The 22,240-nt window shown below is 40.3% G+C and carries 10 protein-coding genes; 8 read left to right on the top strand and 2 right to left on the bottom strand.

What is annotated here, in order from left to right:
- Positions 1-12: 12 nt before the first annotated feature.
- Complete coding sequence (locus HMPREF1551_RS11495) at positions 13-1,686, top strand: murein L,D-transpeptidase (RefSeq protein ID WP_034544684.1); 1,674 nt, start codon at positions 13-15, stop codon at positions 1,684-1,686.
- An 11-nt stretch (positions 1,687-1,697) separates the two neighbouring features.
- Here the strand turns inward: HMPREF1551_RS11495 and lipB are convergent, their stop codons facing one another.
- Positions 1,698-2,390, bottom strand: a complete 693-nt coding sequence (gene lipB / locus HMPREF1551_RS11500; protein ID WP_021629329.1) for a lipoyl(octanoyl) transferase LipB — start codon at positions 2,388-2,390, stop codon at positions 1,698-1,700.
- A gap of 89 nt (positions 2,391-2,479) precedes the next feature.
- Between lipB and HMPREF1551_RS11505 the strand changes: the two genes are divergently transcribed.
- Together HMPREF1551_RS11505 and HMPREF1551_RS11510 are read left to right on the top strand one after the other, a co-directional pair.
- The gene (locus HMPREF1551_RS11505; protein WP_021629330.1) at positions 2,480-2,728 is read left to right on the top strand and encodes a hypothetical protein; all 249 of its coding nucleotides are present in this window, start codon (positions 2,480-2,482) and stop codon (positions 2,726-2,728) included.
- The gene (locus HMPREF1551_RS11510) at positions 2,728-3,072 is read left to right on the top strand and encodes a Txe/YoeB family addiction module toxin (protein WP_034544685.1); all 345 of its coding nucleotides are present in this window, start codon (positions 2,728-2,730) and stop codon (positions 3,070-3,072) included. The genes HMPREF1551_RS11505 and HMPREF1551_RS11510 overlap by 1 nt, the downstream gene beginning before the upstream one ends.
- A gap of 668 nt (positions 3,073-3,740) precedes the next feature.
- Here HMPREF1551_RS11510 and HMPREF1551_RS13245 read toward each other — a convergent pair.
- Positions 3,741-4,280 carry a hypothetical protein gene (locus HMPREF1551_RS13245; protein WP_021629332.1) on the bottom strand — a complete coding sequence of 180 codons (540 nt, stop codon included), beginning with the start codon at positions 4,278-4,280 and terminating at the stop codon, positions 3,741-3,743.
- Positions 4,281-4,680: 400 nt separating this feature from the next.
- On the opposite strand from HMPREF1551_RS13245, the gene HMPREF1551_RS11520 reads away from it, so the two are divergent.
- The 5 genes from HMPREF1551_RS11520 to HMPREF1551_RS11540 all read left to right on the top strand — a co-directional run bounded on the left by HMPREF1551_RS11520 (position 4,681) and on the right by HMPREF1551_RS11540 (position 22,228).
- Complete coding sequence (locus HMPREF1551_RS11520; protein ID WP_021629333.1) at positions 4,681-17,214, top strand: gliding motility-associated C-terminal domain-containing protein; 12,534 nt, start codon at positions 4,681-4,683, stop codon at positions 17,212-17,214.
- Positions 17,215-17,371: 157 nt separating this feature from the next.
- The gene (locus HMPREF1551_RS14295) at positions 17,372-19,693 is read left to right on the top strand and encodes an McrB family protein (RefSeq protein WP_021629334.1); all 2,322 of its coding nucleotides are present in this window, start codon (positions 17,372-17,374) and stop codon (positions 19,691-19,693) included.
- Positions 19,674-20,963 carry a 5-methylcytosine restriction system specificity protein McrC gene (locus tag HMPREF1551_RS11530; RefSeq protein ID WP_034544670.1) on the top strand — a complete coding sequence of 430 codons (1,290 nt, stop codon included), beginning with the start codon at positions 19,674-19,676 and terminating at the stop codon, positions 20,961-20,963. The genes HMPREF1551_RS14295 and HMPREF1551_RS11530 overlap by 20 nt, the downstream gene beginning before the upstream one ends.
- A gap of 18 nt (positions 20,964-20,981) precedes the next feature.
- Complete coding sequence (locus tag HMPREF1551_RS11535) at positions 20,982-21,677, top strand: class I SAM-dependent methyltransferase (protein ID WP_021629336.1); 696 nt, start codon at positions 20,982-20,984, stop codon at positions 21,675-21,677.
- A gap of 59 nt (positions 21,678-21,736) precedes the next feature.
- Positions 21,737-22,228 (top strand): YfbM family protein, encoded by a 492-nt coding sequence (locus HMPREF1551_RS11540; protein WP_021629337.1) that lies wholly within the window; start codon positions 21,737-21,739, stop codon positions 22,226-22,228.
- The last annotated feature ends 12 nt before the right edge of the window (positions 22,229-22,240 follow it).

Here is a 22,240-nt window from a genome sequence, read left to right on the forward strand (position 1 = left end):
CAAAACAATTTTATGTTAAAACATATACTTGTCTTTTCTTTTATTATTCTTCTGAGCGCTTGCAAGCAAAGTAAGGATAAGTCTTCGCAGTGGTTCTCTGATGAGCCCGAAGAGGTGTATGAGCCTCTTACACTGCAAGATACGGCAGTGGCGACCCTCCAAAAAGTTACCATTAAGGATGACTACTATAAGGCAGCGATAGAGAAGGAAGTCGCTCATTTTTATAAAAACAATCACTACCAAGCGCGTTGGCTGTACCAAAATAAGCCTTCGCCCCTATTTGCTTCTTACCTGAATGCACTTACGGAGCTGAGTGATTATGGGCTTTTCCCTCAGAACTATAGGCAACATGAATTGGATTCCTTGGTCACAAGCCTCTACCAACATAAGGATTCCCTTTCCTTAAAGCAGTTGGAGACGACCGATCGTGAGATCACCGCCTCCTTTCTGTTGCTCAATCGCCACCTTACCCAAGGACGTATTCCCAAGGTAGGGGATGATGTCCGGGTATGGAAACGCAAGAAATCCACCCATGACCCTATAGCACTGCTACAAAGCCTTAAGGATGGCGATAACCTTTCCGAAGTCCTTGCTGCACTACAGCCCCAGGAGCCTACCTATAAGGCAATGGCACAGAAATACAAGGAATTGGAAAAGGATACAGCTCGCTATGAAACACTTAATCTAGATCCTAAGAAATTTGCCATAGGCTATAAGGATAGTATCATCGTTGCTCTACGCAATCAGCTAAAGCGCAAAGGGTATCATTCTCCCGCACAAGCAGCCCCAGAGGAGGTAGATTCTCTATTGGTGGATGCCATCAAGCAATTCCAACAACATATAGGACTTGCGGCCGATGGAGTGCCAGGGGCACACACCCTCAATTACTTACAGATGTCGGGGGATCAGCAGCGCGATTTGCTCCTACTGAATATGGAGCGCCTACGCTGGCAGCAAAAGGATTTGGGAGAGGACTATATACTGATCAACATTCCCGAATATCGCCTGCGCTTGTTCCATAAGGACAGCCTCAAGTTTGCCACTCGGGTGGTAGTAGGCAAGCCCGATACGCCCACTCCTATTTTCTCCGATAGCCTGAAGTTTGTAGAGTTTCGCCCTACTTGGTCGGTGCCGGCCAGCATCATGCGCAAGGAGATGATCCCTCGTATTGTAGACAGTGGTGATTCGCTCAAGTATGCCAAGCGAGGGTATAAGCTCTATGAAAACAATAAGGAGATCAATCCGGCAGAGGTTAATTGGAAAGATGCCAGCACCCTCAAGCGCAATTTCTTCTTTGTAGAAAATCCTTCGGCGAATAACTCCTTGGGCCTAGTCAAGTTTATCCTCTATAATGATATGAGTATCTACCTACACGATACACCAGGGAAAAAACTCTTTGACAATACCCAACGCACTTATAGCCATGGATGTATACGAGTTCAGTACCCCGATAGCTTGGCCTACCAACTGCTCAAACACACAGCGGCGTGGGACTATCTGAAAGTAAGCGATGCCATGCACAAGGGGCGCAACCAGTATAGGGTACACCCCAAGCAACACTTCACGGTAGATGTCTCCTACCTCACCGCCTGGGTTGATGAAGCTGGGCGACTTATCATTCGCAATGACCCTTATGGGTTCGATAAGGAGCAGCTCAAGCACTTAGAGCGCTATAAGAAGCTATAAAAGCATAAAAATCACAGAGAAGCAGCGAATACCTCCAAGAAATGAGTGGTAATATGCTGCTTTACTTCTTCTAAAGAAACCTCTCTACCCAGCTCCGCTTGTAGGGAGGTTACTGCTTTGTCGGCAATACCGCAAGGGACGATATAGCCAAAGTAACTAAGATCCGTATTGACATTCAGAGCAAAGCCATGCATGGTTACCCATCGGGAAGCCCTTACCCCCATAGCACAGATCTTACGTGCCTTGGGAGTACCTACGTCCAACCAAACCCCTGTCTCTCCAGGACTGCGCTCACCCCGAAGGCCATAGTCGGCCAAGGTGAGGATAATGACCTCCTCCAAGCAGCGTAGGTATTTGTGGATATCAGGGAAGAAGTTGTCCAAGTCCAAGATAGGGTAGCCTACCACCTGTCCCAGTCCGTGGTAGGTGATATCGCCCCCACGATTGACCTTATAGAAGGAGATATGCTTAGCCTTGAGGAAGTCCTCTCCCATAAGCAGGTGCTCCATGTGGCCGCTCTTTCCGAGGGTTAGTACATGGGGATGTTCTACGAAAATCAAGTAGTTAGGAGTAGGGGAGGGGTTTTCAGCATTGCGATTGGCCGTTTTTTGGTCGATAGTAGCTTGGAAGAGCGCTTCCTGAGCTTCCCAAGCCTCTTTATAGTCTTTCAGACCCCAATCAATAAGGGTAATTTTTTTGTTCATCTTTATTTCTTACGTCTTGCAAAGGTACGAAAAAATCTTGTTTTTTAGAGATATTTGTTGTACCTTTGCAAGACTTTAATATTCAAATTATGATAACCACCATACAACCAGGAGTAAGATATTCTTTTAGTCTAAAGAATAAGAAACAAGTAGCGCTACTTGATAGTTTTTTAAAAGCACTTGATATAACTCTTAGAGAGGATAAAACAGAAGAAAACTACCAGCTTTCTCAAGAAGCATATTATGAACTTATGAAAAAATCAATGGAAAGCCTCCATAGTAGTAAAGAACTCAAAGGAGAAAAAGCCATTTTGGAACATCTCAATACTTTGAAATGATGGAATATACACTAAAGCTAAGCCATATCTTTGAGCAACAGTATATAGAACATCGCAATTCAGGCAGAACAAAGGTATTAGAGAAAATCAATAAACTACTACTTGAATTATCTACATCTCCAAGAAAGGGGACAGGGAAGCCTGAACGATTAAAAGATGTAGATAAAATAGACCTAACCTTAGATCCCCAAGAAATTCATATTTGGTCAAGGAGAATTACAGATGAGCATAGGCTTGTCTATAGAATATATGATGAAGCGCAACTGATATTTGTAATGCTTTGTTGGGGACACTACACAGATTTGAAAAAATTCTATGGATTTGAGTTTCTTTTTGAGGATTGATGAAAGCTACTATTTCTTACGTCTTGCAAAGGTACTACTTTTTTTGTAAAAATGATACCTCTTCCTACAAAAAGCAGTCATTAATACGAATCAATAGTTAAAGGATTAGAAATATAGACATTTGGGAAAAGTTGTAAGTAACTCATTATCAATCACTTATTGTCACATCCCCCCTTCACATACTCCGCTCTCGCGGACTTCCCTCAAGAGGGGAGTTACGGAGTGGTATCGAGCAGAGTGGTGAAAATTCAACCTAAGTATACTGATAACCAGCATGATAATTCAACGACATCCTACTCCCCCCTTGAGGGGGGCTAGGGGGATGTAGAAAAAAACATACTGAATATCAATGGATTACTGTGAGAAGAAAAAGAAAAAGTCCTACATAAATCCGTTTTTCAAGGAATATGAAAAGCTATTGAGATAAGTAATCATATTCTTAGGCATTTTTCTACCGATAATTACAAATAAGTATAATCACTTCGAAAATATTTTTTTCTTCAAAAAAACGCTATTTCTGCAAGTTAAAAATTTAACATTTTGAATTTTATCATCAAAAAATTAGAAATATCAAAAAATCCCCTCTTTGCCCTCTCTTTATAGCTTTCTTTGAGGCAGATCTACACAAATGCCGATGATGCTTTTTTGAAACTTATCACCTCTTTTCCTTAAGGAGGAATAGCTATTAAGGTACTTGATAGGTATCTATTTATATAATTTGAATAGATATCATTATATAAATTAGCTGTATGATGATTATAGAAAGTATATTTAGGTATATTATTCATACATTTTCTAAATCTAAAACTTTTATGAGCTATTCTTTTTTTGATTTTATATTTAGGCTTGTTCTTATTTTCAGCAAGTGTTATTATTTCATTAGGCGCTACAGAGTTATTTTCTATCTGTATAGGCTCTATAGTGCTATTTTCTTTGTTTTTTTCATCATATTCAGCGGTAGTTTCTATATTTTCAATTAGGTTTGCATTTTCTTTATCATACGTATTATCAAGTTCTGGATTTTGGATTGGTTTTTCACTTTTTTTCTTTTGTTTTTCATTTTTTATTTTTTCCTCCCATCTTTCCAAACGCATGATCAATCGGATAGCGGCAATACTTTGGTTGATGGTAGGGATTACGATCTTACCATTGCAGTTGATCGGCTCACGGCGAGCATAGGTCCATAATATTTGTATAGCTTCTTCCATAAAAAAATAACCACTAATCTGGGGCAAAGTTACTATATTCCAAAAGTGAAGTCAAGGAAAAGTCATTTGAGAAGTAAGAATTTGTACGATAAAATAGTTTGTTAACAGCTATTGATGAATTCTATACAACTATAGGATTTATGAATAGTAAGAGGAGAGATACAATATAAAGTTTTTCTAAATAACGTATTTTTGTATTATAAGATATAGTAATAAATATATTTTATAATATTGGAAATCAACAAATTAAATTACCTATTTAATAATACAAAAAAGTCTTTTTTGGCAAATAAAAAAGAGATTGGATGGTTGATAAATCATAAAAAATAAAAAAAAATATGGTAGAAAAAAATTTTTATTCTACCTTTGCGCCCGAAATATCACATCAAATAATTGTAAGATGATAGAAATAAACAAAAAACGGATTATTAATTTACTGACGATTGTGGTCTTACTACTCTCGTATTCAGGTATTTGGGCACAGAACTGTACCTCTATGCCTGAACCTGTGACCTATACAAGGGTAACTACAGGTGGAGATCCTAATAAATATGTGGAGGAATATGCTTATGTAAATGGTATAAAGGTTACACGTATTTTGCAGGCGGGAACTCGTAGTTTTGACAAGATTAAGTATTCTAATGAGGATACGAATACTCCTACAGAAAACTATTGTGGTATTAACCGCAGGAGTAAATATATAGGAAAAAAGTATCCCTTTATGGACTCCGACAAAGTAACTAATATTATCTATACATTCAGTGAGCCTGTTGTGGATGTAGAGGTGTTTTTGGCTGCTTTTGGGTATAGTGGTACTACAACAAGAGTTGAAGATCAGATAGATGATGTGATCTTTAGTGTAAATAGAGGAAGCCTCTCCTTACATAACAGAGCAGATTGTAATAGTGGTACTATCCAAATTGTAAATGGGAATGAAGTAAAATCTCTTAAAAGGAAAACAACAAATGCTAAAATAGGGATTACTTCTACGGCTCCTTTTACACAACTTACCTTGACCTATAATGAGCCAGGTGGAGGTGTCATAGGAGGAGCAGGTTTCTATGTGGAAATATGTACACAATCTATTAAGCCACATAATTCAAGTGCTTGTAATCCAGGTAATATAAACAATAATTTTACAAAGGCAATTTCGGCAACTAAAACCCTTAATGGGGTAGAAGTAGAGCGTATCCTTGATGCAAATCAATTTGCTGACTTACACTCTCAAAGTTATTGTGGAAGTTCTGTAACTTATCCTAATAACTTACCTTATATGGGAGATACAGGAGCCAAAAAATTGACTTATAAGTTCAAAGCACCTGTTACTTCTGCAGAAATTTTCCTATTTGCTTTTGGGGAAAGTACAAAAGCAACTCAACCATGGCGTTATGATCAGGTCAGGTTTTCTATTAATGGAGAAGGAACAATGAGTCTTTCCCAAACCTATAACTGTATACCTACAGGAACGACTGTTAATAGTAGTACGGGGGAGGTGAAAAGTGCAGATGATAAGCTCATTACAACAGATGTAGGGATCAAAGTCTCTTCTAATAAACCATTTACAGAAATTGTTTTGGATGATCAAACTCCTGGAGGGAATAACTCTGGAATAGGGTATGTAGTGGAGATTTGTGCATCTTCTATTACAAAGGCCAATGTTAATAATTTTATCGTTTTGGATGCTGGGATCAATAACTTAGCTAACCAAACGATCTGTGTATCTAAGACGGCACCTGTCTATAAAGCAAAAGCAAGTGCAGGGGCTTTCGCTAATACTGCCACTTTTGACTATGAACTACAAGCAAAAAAAGGAGCTGGTGCCTGGACTAAGATAGAAGAGTTTAAAGATGTGGCTCCTGGAACAGAAAAGACCTTTACAGGAGTGGCTCTTAAATCCAACACATATAATGGTGCTTCTATAAGAGTGAAATATACCTATAAGAACTCTCTTTTCTCTTCCGTGACGGGGGTAGCGTACTCTTCTGAGGCTACTCTTACGGTAAAGGAAGTGGCTTCTATCACCTCCCTAACGGCTTCGCCTACCTCCCTTAACGAAACAGGAGCAACCAATATTACCTATACAATAAAAGGTACCCCTGGGGCAACCGTTACTTATAATATCAATGGTGGCACTCCTGAGACCTTAGTACTTGACCCTGTCACTGGGGTGAAGACTGTAGATAGAAGTGGAGAAACTGCCAAAACTACCCTAACCATTACCAAGGTAGCCAAAACAGGGCTTTGTGACTTGGACAATATTGCCTACAAGGCAGAGGTGGATGCATTAGGTAATAGCTGTACTACTCATCCTTCGGTGCAGTTTGCCCAAACCTCTCCGGCAACGGCTACTATGAATGGTATACAGGTAACTCGTACTATTGCAGGACCGCAGAGTTACTTCCAGTCCTATACCACAGGTGATATGTGCCAGCCTACCATTATGCAGGGTTATCCTTCAATGAATGCAGGTCAGGTGAGCATCAAATATACTTTTGATAAGCCAATTACCTCAGCTGAAGTATGGCTCTCTGGCTTCGGAGGTGCACCAGCTCCCGCAAGAGCCGATAGGGTTACCTTTACCCTTAATTGTAGTGGTACAGAGGTCTTTGCCGCCTCAGGCTGTGGTAGTGTTACCAATACTCAATTCATAGCCACTGGTAACGAAGTAACCCATGAGGCCAATGTATATACCCAAGCCAGAGTGAAGGTGTCTTCATCAGTTCCTTTTACAGAATTGACTTTGAATGACCCAGGTAGTACCTCTGGCGGCTATACAGTAGAGCTCTGTCCAGGTTCTATAAAGCCTGCTAAGATAAAGGTTACTGAAAATCCAGCCGAGCTAACCGCTTGTAAAGGAGCTACCGGCAAATACTTTACCGCTAAGGCCAAGATAGATGGGGTAAGTGGTACAGAGGATATGAGCTATAAGTGGCAACAGTCACGTACTAATACACCAGGCTCATGGGTAGATGCAGTAGCAACTTCGCCTAATGGTTCTATCAAAGCCGATGGCTCTACCCAGGCTAGATTGATACTCAATACGATCCAGGAATCCGATAATGGACTCTACTATAGAGCAGAGTTTAGCTTTACCAAGTGTGGCAAAACCTTAGATAAAGTCTATTCCGAGCCTGCCAAACTGAATGTTCCTTCAGATTCGGATATTATTACCATTCAGGCAGCACGACCCAATGATGTAACAATTAATGACTGTACTGGAACAACTCCGATAACTGCCAAAGCTAAAATAGCCTCTGGCTATACCATTAAGAATAGTGGTGGTAATCTCTTTGGTTACTTCTTGGAATTCAAAGATACCGACAATACCTGGAAGACTTTTAATGGACAACAATATAGCAACAATGCCAATGAGCAAGAGCGTACCCTAAATATAGCTCATAGTGCAGCCCCTAAGGGTGCTACTGCCTTCAGGCTAAGATATAGAGTAACCCTTACTACAGGTTGTGAATATGAACTTATCAATGAGTTTACCTTCACTAAGAACCTGCCTGCTGAGCCAGCCATTAACGCTACCCAGACCTTCTGTCAGGAAGCAGGTAAGACTGTGGGTGACCTTACTACACTCACCGGTATCAAGTGGTATAGTGCTGCTACCGGAGGTAGTGAAGTAGTGGCTTCGACTACCATACCAGTAGGTACGAATGAATATTTTGCAGTAGCTACTGCCAATGGTTGCGAAAGTACTCGTAAGAAAATCACTGTAAAGGTAGTGGCTAAACCTACTACACCTACTGTACAGAACAAGACCGAATGTCCTGCCACTGGTAACTATGATATGGCAAATTTGGTAACCGTACTACCTGGTCACACTCTTAAGTGGTATAATGCAGCTACAGGTAACGCTACTACTGTTTCTACCGTAGATAGAAACAAAACAGCTAAGACAACCTATGAAAAATGGGTAGCTTTGGTAACGTCTCAAGGTTGCGAAAGTGACAGAGTAAAAGTTACTTATACAGTAGATATCACTACCCAACCAACTATTACCGCACCAGCTAACAACCTTTCTATCAACTGTGCTGATTCAGCAACAGCTATTGATGCGGCTGTGAATGCATGGATGGCTACAGCAACAGCTACCATAGGTTGTGGTACAGCTACTGTGACCAACAATTACGCCACCGTAAAACCTACGAACCTTTGTTCTGTAAATGAGTTCGAAGTTACCTTCACCGTACGTGATGCTTTCGGTAATCAAAAGACCAAGAAGAAGAAGATTACGATAGATAGGCTCATTGCCAACGATGATACCGAATCGGTAGCTCGTAGTACCGGTAAGGATATTGACGTCCTCTCCAACGATACTGTTAATGGCGCACAAGCTACCACCAGCAATGCCAAGGTAACCCTTGTAAGTGATGGAGGTATAGGTGCTACTGTAACATCCGATGGCAAGATACGTATCCCAGGAGGAAGCGTAGCTCCAGGTACTTACAATGTTACTTACAAGCTCTGTGATAAGAACAATACCAGTCGTTGTGGTGCTACCGCTACTGTAGCTGTTACTGTAAACAACAGCACCATAGAGGCCAACCACGATACTCCAGTAGCCCTTACCTATAGTGCTTCTGCCGCTTATGCTAAGGCTGCTGACCATACAGACTTCAATGTCCTCTCCAACGATAAGCTTAGTGGAGTAACCCCTACCCTTAGTCAGGTAGATATACTTCCTACTAACCAAACGGGAGTGACCATCGAAACCAGCACCGGTAAGATCAAAGTAGACGGCGCTACCGCAGCCGGAGTATACAATCTTACCTATAAGATTAAGGAAAAGAATACAACCAATACCTCAGCAACAGCAAAGGTAACCGTAGTGGTGAAGAATGCCTTGGTGGTAAATCCAGCTACCCTTACCGCTCCTATTACCCCTTCAACAAGTGCAACCACACCTAAGAAAATAGGAAATGTACTGAACCAAACACAGCTCAACGGAAACAAACCAAATGCCTCTCAGGTAAGTATCTCTGTAACTCAGGAAGCGACTCCACCTCAGAGCGGGGATCCTGTACCAAGCATTGATCCCGCTACCGGTAAGGTACTTATTCCTTCAGGAGTAAAACCAGGTAACTATACTATTAAGTATAAGGTATGTGATAAGGCAGAAGGTATCGCTAAGTCTTGCAGTGATGAAAAGACCATTACTGTGAATGTAGCTGGAGGTAATACCACCACTACCAACAATGATGACTTCACTGCAAACCCAGTGGAACGTTCCAATTCGGAAGAAGTAGTGAAAAATGGTGCGAACCCTGTGAATGTACTCGCTAACGATAAGCTCGGTACTCGTACTAATATTGATACCGATGTGGTAACTATCAGACAGACAGCTACCAGCAACTCGGGTGTAAATATAGATACCGCTACCGGTCAGATAAAGGTAGCAGCTAACACACCTGCTGGTGTACATGAGGTGAAATATAAGATTACAGAGAAGGGACAAACTACCGAATCCACCGAAGCTACTGCTAAAGTAGTGGTGAAGAATAAGGTAGCGCTTGACCCAGCTGCAATCCCTGGCACTGTAAATACTCCAAATGATGGTAATGACAAGACGATAGCCAATATATTGGATAAGACGAAGATCAATGGAAATAAACCTGATGCTGCGGATGTAGTAATTACTGTACCTAATCCAGCACATAAGAATAACCCAAGTGATATCGTACCTTATGTAGATACCACCACCGGTAAGGTAATTGTTCCTGTGGGAACTAAGCCAGGTACCCACCAGATAACTTATCAGGTATGTGACAAGTTACCAGCAGGACAAAGTGCTGCACAGACTTGTAAAACAGCTACTATCACCATTCCTGTTACGGCTAATACGGCAACCTCATCCAATGATGATTACGCAAGCAATCCTGTAGAGGTCTCTAATAGTGCCACTTCTTATGTGAAGAATGGTACAGAGGATGTGAATGTACTAAGCAATGACGCTTTGGGTGGCAATACAACTATCAATACCAATTTGGTAGATATTACCCAAACCCACACTTCTCATTCAGGAGTGAATATAGAAACAGCTACCGGTAAGGTGAAAGTGGCTCCTAACACTCCAGCTGGTGAGTATACAGTGAAGTATACCATTGCTGAAAAAGGAGGAGGCCCTTCATCTACAGAAAGTACTGTGAAAGTAGTGGTGAAGAACAAAGTAGTAGTAAATCCAGCTACTATACCAAGCTCTGTAACCCCTGCTACCGATGGTACAGATAAGGAAATAGGAGATGTATTGGATCAAACAGAGATCAATGGATCTAAGCCAAGTGCTGCTCAGGTAACCATTACCGAAACCTCTCCTGCTCCTAAGAATGACCCAAGTGATAAAGTACCTTATATAGATACTACTACCGGTAAGGTGAAGATTCCTGCTGGAGTAAAACCAGGTAACTATCCGATCACTTACCAGATATGTGACAAGGCTACTCCTGCTTCTGCCAATACTTGTAAGACAGCTACCATTACGGTAAAAGTAGCAGGTAACCACTTGGATCCTAAGAATGATGACTTTAGCCAGAAGAAAGTAGAACGTTCTACTTCTGATGCTTATGTAAAAGATGGTGCCAACGATCTTAATGTACTCTCCAATGATAAGTTGGGTACTCGTGAAGGCTTGGATACCAATGTGGTAACCATCGAGCAAACTTATACTTCTAACAATGGAGTTACTATAGAGGTAGCCACCGGTAAGGTAAAAGTAGCCGCTAATACCCCAGCGGGTGAATATACCGTGAAGTATAAGATTACAGAAAAAGGACAAACTACAGCTTCTAACGAAGTAAGTGTGAAGGTAACCGTAACGAATAAGTTAGAAGTTGGTACAATAACCATTCCTAATGCGAAGCCTTCTACCGATAGTACGACCCCTGTTTCTGTAGGAAATATCTTAGCTCAAACCAAGATCAATGGACAGCTGAACCCAGATCCATCAGAAGTGGAGATCACAGCTACTCCTGATCAACCAGGATCACCTAAGAAACCTTATATAGATACCACTACCGGTAAGGTGATGATCCCTGCGGGCGTAGCTCCAGGCGACCATACCATCTCCTACAAGGTATGTGATAAGGCACCAGGTGCAGCCAAGCGTTGTGAAGAAGCTACTGTTACAGTGAAGGTAGTAAGCAATACTCCTACCTCAGAAGATGATGATTTCACAGCTGATACCTATAAGGTAGAACACCCAACTGTGGATACCTTCGTCAGTGATGGAGCTAATCCAGTCAATGTACTCTCTAACGACAAGCTCGGCAGTGATACCACCATCTCAACCAATGAGGTAGAAATCACCCAGACAGCGACATCCAATAGCAATGTAAATATAGATACCGCTACTGGTAAGATAAAGGTTAAAGCCAATACCCCAGCCGGTGTATATACTGTAAAATACAAATTTACAGAAAAAGGACAGCCAGCCTCCGCAGCTTCAGCAGAGAAGACCGCTACAGTGGTAGTTACCAACAAGCTAACCAGTAGCAATGGTAACTATGGAGGTGCTCCTTCTACCAATAGTACACCTGCTAATGGAGGAGATGTGTTGAACAATGTGAGAATCAATGGAGCAAAACCAACCCCAAGCCAGGTGACCATTACGGTGGATAACAATGCAGGTAGTGGTACCGTACCATTCTTAGTAACCTCAGGGGCTGATGCAGGTAAGATCAAGATACCTCAAGGAACTCCAGTTGGTAACTATACTATTACTTATACAGTATGTGATACTGCTTCAGGAGCAGCTAAATCTTGTAAGCCAGCTACGGCAAACATCAGAGTATCTGCCAATGCTATTATAGCAACTAATGATGAGGATAACAAGGAGGTAGAGTTTGCCACTTCCGCACAAAACGTGAAGAAGTCCGATAATACCACCCTCAATGTATTGAATAATGATACCTTGGCAGGTAATACTGCTACCGATAATGATGTGACGATTGAAACTACCGTTCCTGTAACAGGTATTACAATCAAAACCAATGGTGAAGTAGAGGTAGCTGCTAACAAGCCAGCGGGTGTATACGAACTTAAGTATGTGATCAAGGAAACAGCGGATATCAACAATGTATCTGACGAAGCTACTGTGAAAGTAGTGGTGAAGAACAAAGTAACTTTTGATCCTTTCCCAGCTACTCCAGTGAAACCTTCTACGGATAAGAATATCCCTGCTACACCTATTGATGTGATAGCCAATACCAAGATCAATGGTAGTACGCCTTCAGCTAATGATGTAACGATACAGGTAACTGACCCTGCTGATCCTCAATCTCCAGGTGATGTGGTACCAGAACTCAATACTACTACTGGTAAGGTGGAAATACCTGCCGGTGTAAAACCTGGTGCTTATAACATCACTTACAGAGTATGTGATAAGGCGCAACCAGCTGAAGCAAAAACTTGTCAGGAAAATACTATTACTATTAATGTAACAGGAAATACCATCACAGGAGCCGATGATGACTTCTCAGCGCACAAGGTAGAACGCTCTACCAGCGATAAGTTTGTCAATGACGGTACCAACGATGTGAATGTATTGACCAATGATACCCTTGGTAGCCGTACAGGTCTTACTACAGAATTAGTAACGATCAACCAGACCCATACATCTGATCCGAAGGTAAGCATAGATACCGCTACCGGTAAGGTAAAAGTAGCCGCTGATGCACCAGCAGGTACTCATACAATCAAGTATACTATTACCGAGAAGGGACAAACCACTCCTTCTGCTGAGAAGACAGTGACAGTGGTGGTAACCAATAAGATAACACTTACCCCAGCAGATGTGGTCTCTAACCCTGTAACGCCTTCTACGGATAAAAATACACCGAAGGAAATTGGAGATGTACTGGATGGAACCAAACTCAATGGTACTAAGCCAGGTATAGGAACCGGAGCTAATCAGGTAACTATCAGTGTGGTAACACCTGCACAGCCTCAGTCTCCAGGAGATGCTGTACCAGAGCTTGATACCACTACTGGAAAGGTAAAAATCCCTGCAGGTGTGAAACCAGGTACTTATAACATTACTTATAAGGTATGTGACAATGCTAATCCACCAACCTGTGAGACAAGCACCGTTCCTATTACTGTACAAGGAAACACCACTACTTCAGCCGATGATGATTTCACAGCTCACAAGGTGGTACATCCTACAACTGATACCTTTGTAAGTGACAATGGTACTCCGGTGAATGTACTCTCTAACGACAAGCTCGGTGATGATGACACTATCACAACTGATGAGGTAGAGATCATTCAGACTGCCACTACCAATCCTAAAGTAAGCATAGATACAGCTACTGGTAAGGTAAAAGTAGAGGCTAATACCCCAGTGGGAGAATATACAGTTAAGTATAAGTTCAAAGAAAAAGGACAATCCGATACAGAGGCTTCTCAAGAGAAGACAGTTACTGTAGTGGTAACCAACCAAGTAGAGATAGATCGTGCAAATAACAACTATACAGGAGCACCTTCTATAAATGCAACTCCTGCCGAAGGAGGAGATGTGTTGGATAAGGTGAAGATCAATGGCAATAAGCCTAATGCCAATGAGGTAAACATTACTGTAGATACACCTGCCACAGGAACTACAGTACCGTACCTTGAGACCTCAGGAGCGGATGCCGGTAAGATCAAGATACCACAAGGAACTCCAGCGGGTACTTATACCATTACCTATACGGTATGTGATAAGGCACAGCCTGTCTCTGCTAGAACTTGTGAGCAAGCTACCGCTACTATAACTGTAGATGCCAATCCGATTGTGGCTAATGCTGATAATGATAATAAGGTAGTAGAGTTCTCCACAGCAGCACAAACAGTGAAGAAGACTGATGGTACAACACTTAATGTGTTGGCTAATGATAAGTTAGGTGCTACCACTGGACTTAACAATACCTTAGTGACCATCGAAACCACTCAACCGGTGACTGATATCACTATCAAAGCCAATGGTGAAGTAGAGGTAGGAGCTAACAAAGCCCCTGGTGTATACGAACTTAAGTATAAGATCAAGGAAACAGCTGACCCAACTCATGTTTCTGCTGAAGCTACTGTAAAAGTAGTGGTGAAGAACAAAGTAGAATTGGATGCAATTCCTACTACTCCAGCCAATCCTTCTACTGATGGTACAACACCTAATACGGTGGTTGATATATTGGATAATACCAAGATCAATGGCAATAAGCCTAATGCCAATGAGGTAACTATAGAGGTAGTAACACCAGCTACACCTCAGTCTCCAGGAGATAGCGTTCCTACTATTGATACCACTACTGGTAAGGTAGTAGTTCCTTCAGGAGTGAAACCAGGTACTTATACCATCACTTACAAAGTATGTGATAAAGCACAACCTGATGAGGCGAAGACTTGTAAGACCGATACGGTAACTATTACCGTAACAGGAAATACCATCCAAGCTACAGCTGATGATTTCACAGCTCATAAGGTAGAACGTTCTAATAATGATGCCTCTGTAAAAAATGGCGCCAATGAAGTGAATGTATTGACTAATGATGAGCTTGGTACTCGTACAGGTATTGATACCCAGGTGGTAACCATTACTCAGACTGCTACAACCGATCCTAAGGTAACTATTGATACTGCGACAGGTAAGGTAAAAGTAGCCGCTAATACCCCAGCGGGTGAATATACCGTGAAGTATAAAATTACTGAAAAAGGACAAACCACCGCTTCTAATGAAGTAGAAGTGAAGGTAGTGGTAACCAATAAGGTAGAAAGTGAAGATGCTACTTATACCGGAACCACTCCTACCGATAGCAACCCTACTACAGCGGGTAATATATTGGATCATGTACACTTCAATGGAGGTAGCCAGGCACCCGATCCTTCTGAGGTAACTGTAGAGATCGTAACCCCTGCTCCAGGTACTACCGTACCTACAATCATCACCACAGGTGCTGATACAGGTAAGATACAGATACCACAAGGAACTCCAGCCGGTACTTATCCTATTACCTATAAGGTATGTGATAAGGCTACAGGTGCAGCCAATACATGTAAGACCCATACGGCTACTGTAACAGTGAACCCTGCTACGACCGACATTGTAGCGCAGCCTGATACCTATACCCTACAATGGGATGCTGCTGAGAGAACAGCAGAAGGTAATATATTAGTGAATGATAGACACCTTACCAGAGAGAACTTGGATACCACTTTGGTTGATATCCAACAGGTTGCAGCCTCTACCCCTGATAAGGTAAGTATAGATACCGCTACCGGTAAGGTGAAAATAGCTGCTGGTACACCAGCAGGTACCCATACCATTAGCTACACCATTACTCCTAAGGGAGAAACCAGTCCGGTAAGTGCTCCTGCACTTGTGACAGTGGTGATAAAGAACAAAGTAGAATTGGCTACCAATCCAATTAATGGAGCACCTTCTTCCGATGATACACCTCGTGAGATAGGTAATGTAATTGATAATGTGAAGATCAACGGACAAAGACCAGATCCAAGCGATGTAACAATTGAAATTACTCCTGCCACTCCTTTAGAGCCAGGACGACCTACCCCAGAGGTAGATCCAGCAACAGGAAAGGTAACCGTTCCTAAGAATACACCTTCCGGAGAATATACCATCGGAGTGAAAGTATGTGATAAGGTTACCCCTAAGACTTGTGTAAATCAGAATATTACCATTAAGGTAAGACCTGATCAAGATCTTATGGCTGAAGAAGATGAGTTTAGTGTAGGTATTATGGGAGGAACCACTCCAAGTGTCTTGAGAAATGACAAGCTACGCGGACGTACAGTTACCATTGCTGATGTGACTGTACAAGCCATAGGACAAGCACGAGCCCATACACCTGGATTGCCAGAACCTGCCTCAGATCGTATTATTATAGCCAGTGATGGTCGTATCGATGTGAAAGACGGACTACAAGAAGGTGATTATATTTACGAATATAGTATTATCAGTAAGGAAGATACGAACTTGATTTCTAATACTAAGGTTATTATCCATGTAGCTAAGAATGTAGCTGCTGAAGATGAGATCGAAGTAGAGAAACCAAGAGAAGGAGAAGCTGATACTACCTCTACTAAGAGTCTCTTGGACAATGATGCGATCAATGGTCAGAAACCAATTATAGGAACAACCCCTGGTACAGTAACTATCGAGAAAATAAGTGTTACACCTAGCGCCCAAGATAAGATAGATATAGATACTACCACAGGTAAGATTATTGTAAAACCAGGAGCTCCTATAGGCGAATATGAAGTAGAATACCAAATCTGCCTCAACGGAAGAACCTCAACCTGCAAAACAGGTAAGGCGAAAGTGAAGATACAACCACAGTTGACCCTTGCAGAGGATAATTTCGCTGATAGAACGATAGTGACCAACAATTCAACAAACCAAGTAGGAAATGTATTGGCCAATGACACCTTGGATGGTCAGCCTATCGCCGCATCTGAAGTTTCTATAAAGGTAACCAATAATGCGGGTATCCCAGGTGTTACCATAGATGCAGAAGGAAACTTAACTATTCCTCAAGGAGCTCCTTCCGGAACTCATACCATAGAATATGAAGTCATATCCAACACTTATGGAGTGAGAAAAACCGGTAGGGTAGTGGTGAACCTTTCTAATGATGCAGATTTAGAGTTTTACAATGCGATCTCAACTGATGAGGGCAGCCAGAACAATGGCTTCATTATCAAGAATATAGAGCTTTATCCTAAGAATAACCTCAAGATATTCAACCGCTACGGTGTGTTGATATTCGAGAAAGATGGCTATACCAATGCCTCTCCATTCAAGGGAATCTCTGAGGGTCGTGCTACGGTGAACAAAGATGGTAAGCTACCACAAGGAACTTACTATTACATCTTAGAATACACCGATGGTAAGAACCAAACCCAACAAAAAACAGGCTGGCTCTATATCAAGTGATAAAAGAACAGTGACTAGTGAAATAACTAGTAGCTAAAGACAAATGACCAATGATAACTATCTGAATGATAGTTGTCATTGGTCATTGTCATTTATAAGGAGAAAAATAGTGAATTTGAAAGGAAAGTTGTATCTTTGTGGCATTAAACGAAATACAATGGATGAAAAAATAAAAGAACTTATTCAGCATTATGTTACCTTTCTTCTGGAAGATCCCTCCAATAAGTATGAGGTATACAAATGGCAAGCAATAAAGCATTTTCAGCAGCATTGGAATATAGAGGCCTCCAATTTCTATGAGATGTTCAAAGAGGCTTTCAGGAAAAGGGGAAACTTAGTCTATCAGAATTCTTTTAGTTTCTTGGATGCTTTAGGGAAATATTTCCCAGAGCAGCTAAGAAGTTTGTTTCTTATCGTGTATGGTGCGGATGATTTTTATACTAAATTGGATAAAGCGAAGACTTTTGTAGAAAATAATATAGGCAAATTAAGGAAAAAGCTCGATAAAGAAAATTTTAATCATCAGTTTGATGAACGTACACTCTCTTTTTTGCTAACCATGCAGAATCCTAATGAAGAAACCTTCTATAAAAGTACGTTATATATCCAACTTTGTAAATATTTGGGTATTACATCACAGAAAGAAGGAAAATACAAGCATTATATAGCATTATTGTTCCAGATAATCCCTTTTCTCAATGATCCTAAATTAAATTCACTAAAGGTCAAATTTGTTCCACAGGGAGAGGATATTCCTTTACTATTAGCCCAAGATATAGTCTATCAAAATATGAATAAAAATACCAAACATTATTGGCTATACAGCCCTGGTGAACAAGCTATTATGTGGGATGAGTTTTACGATGAAGGTATCATGGCTATTGGATGGGACGAATTGGAAGACCTCGAAAATTACACAGATAGAAAATCTATTCTTGAAGCCCTAATAGACAATTATGGCGGAGGAGAAGACCAACGTAACAATGTCTCAGCTATTGATGATTTTTGTAACGGAGAAAATAAAATAAATATAGGCGATATGGTCATTGTTAAGAAAGGAACAAAGACTTTATTAGGCTATGGCTGCGTAACTTCCGATTATTATTATGATGAGAATAGAGAAGAATTCTTACATTGTCGAGAGGTTGAATGGCTTAAGAAAGGGGAGTGGAATCTTGATTTTACTTTACCTCGAAAAACACTTACAGATGTGACTTCTTATGACTCTGATATTGAAGGAATCAAATACGCTCAATACTTACTAAATATTATGAACGAAAATATACAAACACAAGAGAACGATCTCATTACGAAACTTTTAAAATACAAGCCCCAAATCATTCTACAAGGCCCTCCAGGGACAGGTAAAACCCGTGAGGCTAAACGTATTGCTAAGGCTTTATTAGGTTTAGGAGAAAATGATAGTTTAGAGGGCAATGAGCAATTCAAACTTATTCAGTTTCACCCCAGCTACTCTTATGAAGATTTTGTAAGGGGTATCGTAGCTATGCCTAATGAAGAAGGGGATGGGATTATCTATACTGCTGAAAATAAGGTGTTGGCTGAATTTGCTAATAGGGCACAAAAATCTTTACAAGAATGTTTGAAAAGACAAAGTAAGTCTATTAATTGGGAGGATTTTAGAGATTTTTTGCAAAAGAAGAAGGAAAAAAATAAAGAGGTTTACTTTTCTGATAAGGTAAAGTTAGATCGTATAGAAAATTATAAAGATGGACATTCTGCGTTATATTTTTTGGTAAAGAAAAACGAGGATTGGATGCCCAATGAAGCAATGATTCATTTCTCTAATTTTTCACAAGAAAATTTAGACGATAATTTTGAAAATTTTTATACTAACTATGATAGGGGATATTGGGAATCTATAACCAACTATTTCATTAATTGGTTTAAACAACCTGAACCCTTTGTCCTTATTATCGACGAAATCAACCGTGCAAACCTATCAGCCGTACTCGGCGAACTTATCTATGCTTTAGAGTATCGTGGTGAAGCAGTACAAAGTATGTACGCTATTGAGGGAGAAAACAACCTTATTTTACCTCCTAATCTTTATATTATCGGTACAATGAACACTGCCGACCGCTCCGTTGGGCATATAGATTATGCGATCCGTCGTAGGTTTGCTTTTGTGAATGTTTTGCCTAAGGAGTTAGAAAAGGATTTTGATAGAAACCTATTTAAAGCGGTCAGCAAGCTCTTTATTGATAACTATGATGAATATATTAATAACCCAGATATAGAATTAAAACGTGCCAAAACCTTATCACCTGAATTTAGACCTGAAGATGTATGGCTTGGGCATTCGTATTTCATTACTAAAAATACTCCTATTGATATCCGTTGGGAGTATGAGATTAAACCTATCTTGCTCGAATATGTCAAAGATGGTATCCTCATAGGTGAGGGAATAGAAACTACTATAAATAACCTTATCAATGATGAAAATAACGCTTCTTGAACATCAGCCTTATAGAATCAAAAAGGAAGGAGAAGCATTAGCTTTCTTTGAGGCACTCCCTGAGATTTGTCCATATGTATTGAAGAAAGACCAATGGGGAATGCCTGTGTATCCTTTTGAAATTAAGCATACAAATGAGGGAGAGGTATGTTTGCAGGCAGGCTATTATGTGGGTGTTTTATGGCTGGTAAAGCAACAAAAATATGTGCATATAGCCCCCAAAATGAATTGCCGAGAGGAGCGTGTCGAAATTGACTTTCTGAAAATGTTGCTTGAAATCTATACGGCGGATATAGCGGAAAAACATACCCGAGACCTCGTGAAAATCTATTGGAAGGAACCGCAAATTAGGATAGAGCAGCAAAAGGATTTCCTGACACCTTTCCTTGTAGTACAGTTTCTCCAGCTCCTAAAGCGTATCACACGCAAAGGACTCAAAAAATCGTATTACACAGTCGAGGAGAATCTCAATAGCCATATCAAAGGGAAGATACAGCTTGGAAAACATCTGAAACAAAATGTTTTTAAGAACCAACTCACAGCTCACGTATGTAGGTATCAAGAGTTTGGAATGGATAATCTCGAAAATCGTTTTCTGAAGAAAGTTTTGCAGTTTGTCATCAGTTTTAAGAATACACACCCTACTTTTTTTGCAGGGAATGAAGCTACTATAAACGAATTGATTACTTATTGCACCCCTTATTTTGAATTGATTTCAGAAGAAATGGATATGGGAAAACTTAAAAATATTACTATAAATCCATTTTTTAAAGAATATGAACAAGCTATTGAGATAGGTAAGCATATTCTCAAGCGCTTTTCGTACAATATTACTGAAACAACTCAACACAAGGTAAGTATTCCTCCTTTTTGGATAGATATGCCTAAGCTTTTTGAACTATATGTCTATAAAAAATTGGAAGAGAAGTTTGGTAGGGAGGCGGTAACCTATCATTTTACAGCTGACTATACCGAATTAGATTTCTTGCTCAATACCCCCGAATATAAAATGGTAATTGATGCCAAGTACAAACCCGTTTATGAAGATAGTAGAGTGATAGACGATATCCGCCAAGTGAGTGGTTATGCTCGCTTAGAAAGAGTTTATCAAAAACTTGGTTTAGAGGGTAGTAATGAACTCATAGATTGCCTTATTATCTACCCTTCTTTAGATGAAGATATAGATTTTAACTTAAAAGATAAGAAGATCACTGGATATAGAAATGTCTATAAAAAAAGTCTCTCCATCCCATTAATCATTAACCATTAATCATTAACCATTATTATCATGTCCCAGTTTTACAATCAAATTGCGGAAAAATATGACTTTATCTTTCCACTATCCCCAGCTCATAAGACCTTCTTTGCCAGCGAACTCCATGGCGAAACGGTACTTGATGTGGGTGCTGCTACAGGCAATCTTACTGCTCACCTTATCTCAGAAGGCTACCAAGTTACGGCTATTGACCTCAGTGAACGACTGATTGCCAAAGCTGCCGAGAAAGGCATCATAGTAAAGCAGCTCAATATGCTCAATATTGACACTCTTCCTGCTTTTGACAATATTGTTTGTATCGGTAATACGCTACCGCATTTGGATAGTAAGACCTCTGTACAGCTCTTTTTACAGAAAGCTTATGGACAACTCACCCAAGGGGGGAAACTTGTTCTTCAATTGGTCAATTTTCAGAAGTATTTTGATCAGCAACAAGGTGATTACCTCGGTAACCTGCCGCTAATAGCCAATGATAAGGTGAAGTTCGAACGGTTTTACTACCTTAATGAGGAAGGAAAAATTCGCTTTAAAACTATTTTGGATGATACCATAGAGAATGAAGAGCTGTTACAACCTATTCTTGCTGACGAACTCACCCAATGGCTTTCCCAAATAGGATTTCAAGCGATCAACTTATATGGTAACTTCAAAAAAGATTCTTTTGATAAGGAAAAATCCATGGCGCTGATAATTACTGCAGAGAAGTAATTTCCATATCTTACAAATATTCCGTACTTTTGCATTTTTTAAACTTTAGAATAAACGATATGGCACGATTAGGAATGCTTTATGCTATTACCGATGAAGTATTAGCACAATTAAAAGCCCAAGATATAGACCAGATGTATGACTATATGCTTGAAGAAATAGAAGAAGAACTGTTTGATACGCCCGAAGCCTTTGAGATTAACAAAGCGTGGGAAGGAGTCCAGTTTTGTCTCGGGGAAGGTACATGGAATGAACAAAACAAAGTACCTTATAATGTGGTTTTCGGTGGGGAACTAATCTTAGATCACAATGACTATGTAATTTCACTCAAAAAACCAGAAGATATCAAGGAAATAGTAGCTTTTTTAGAAATCAATAACCTACAAGAAATTATCAAAAATAACTTTGATAAAATCCCTGAAGAGGATTTCACTCTTCCTAAAGACGAAGATTGTTTTGATTTTCTTTTAGGCTGGAGCGAAGGACTTTTAGAGTTCTATAAAAACGCTTTGGACAAAGAACTCAATGTTATCTTTACCGTAGATATTTAATCATTTATCATT

Origin of the sequence: Capnocytophaga sp. oral taxon 863 str. F0517, from assembly GCF_000466425.1 — a bacterium.
Lineage (GTDB): Bacteria > Bacteroidota > Bacteroidia > Flavobacteriales > Flavobacteriaceae > Capnocytophaga.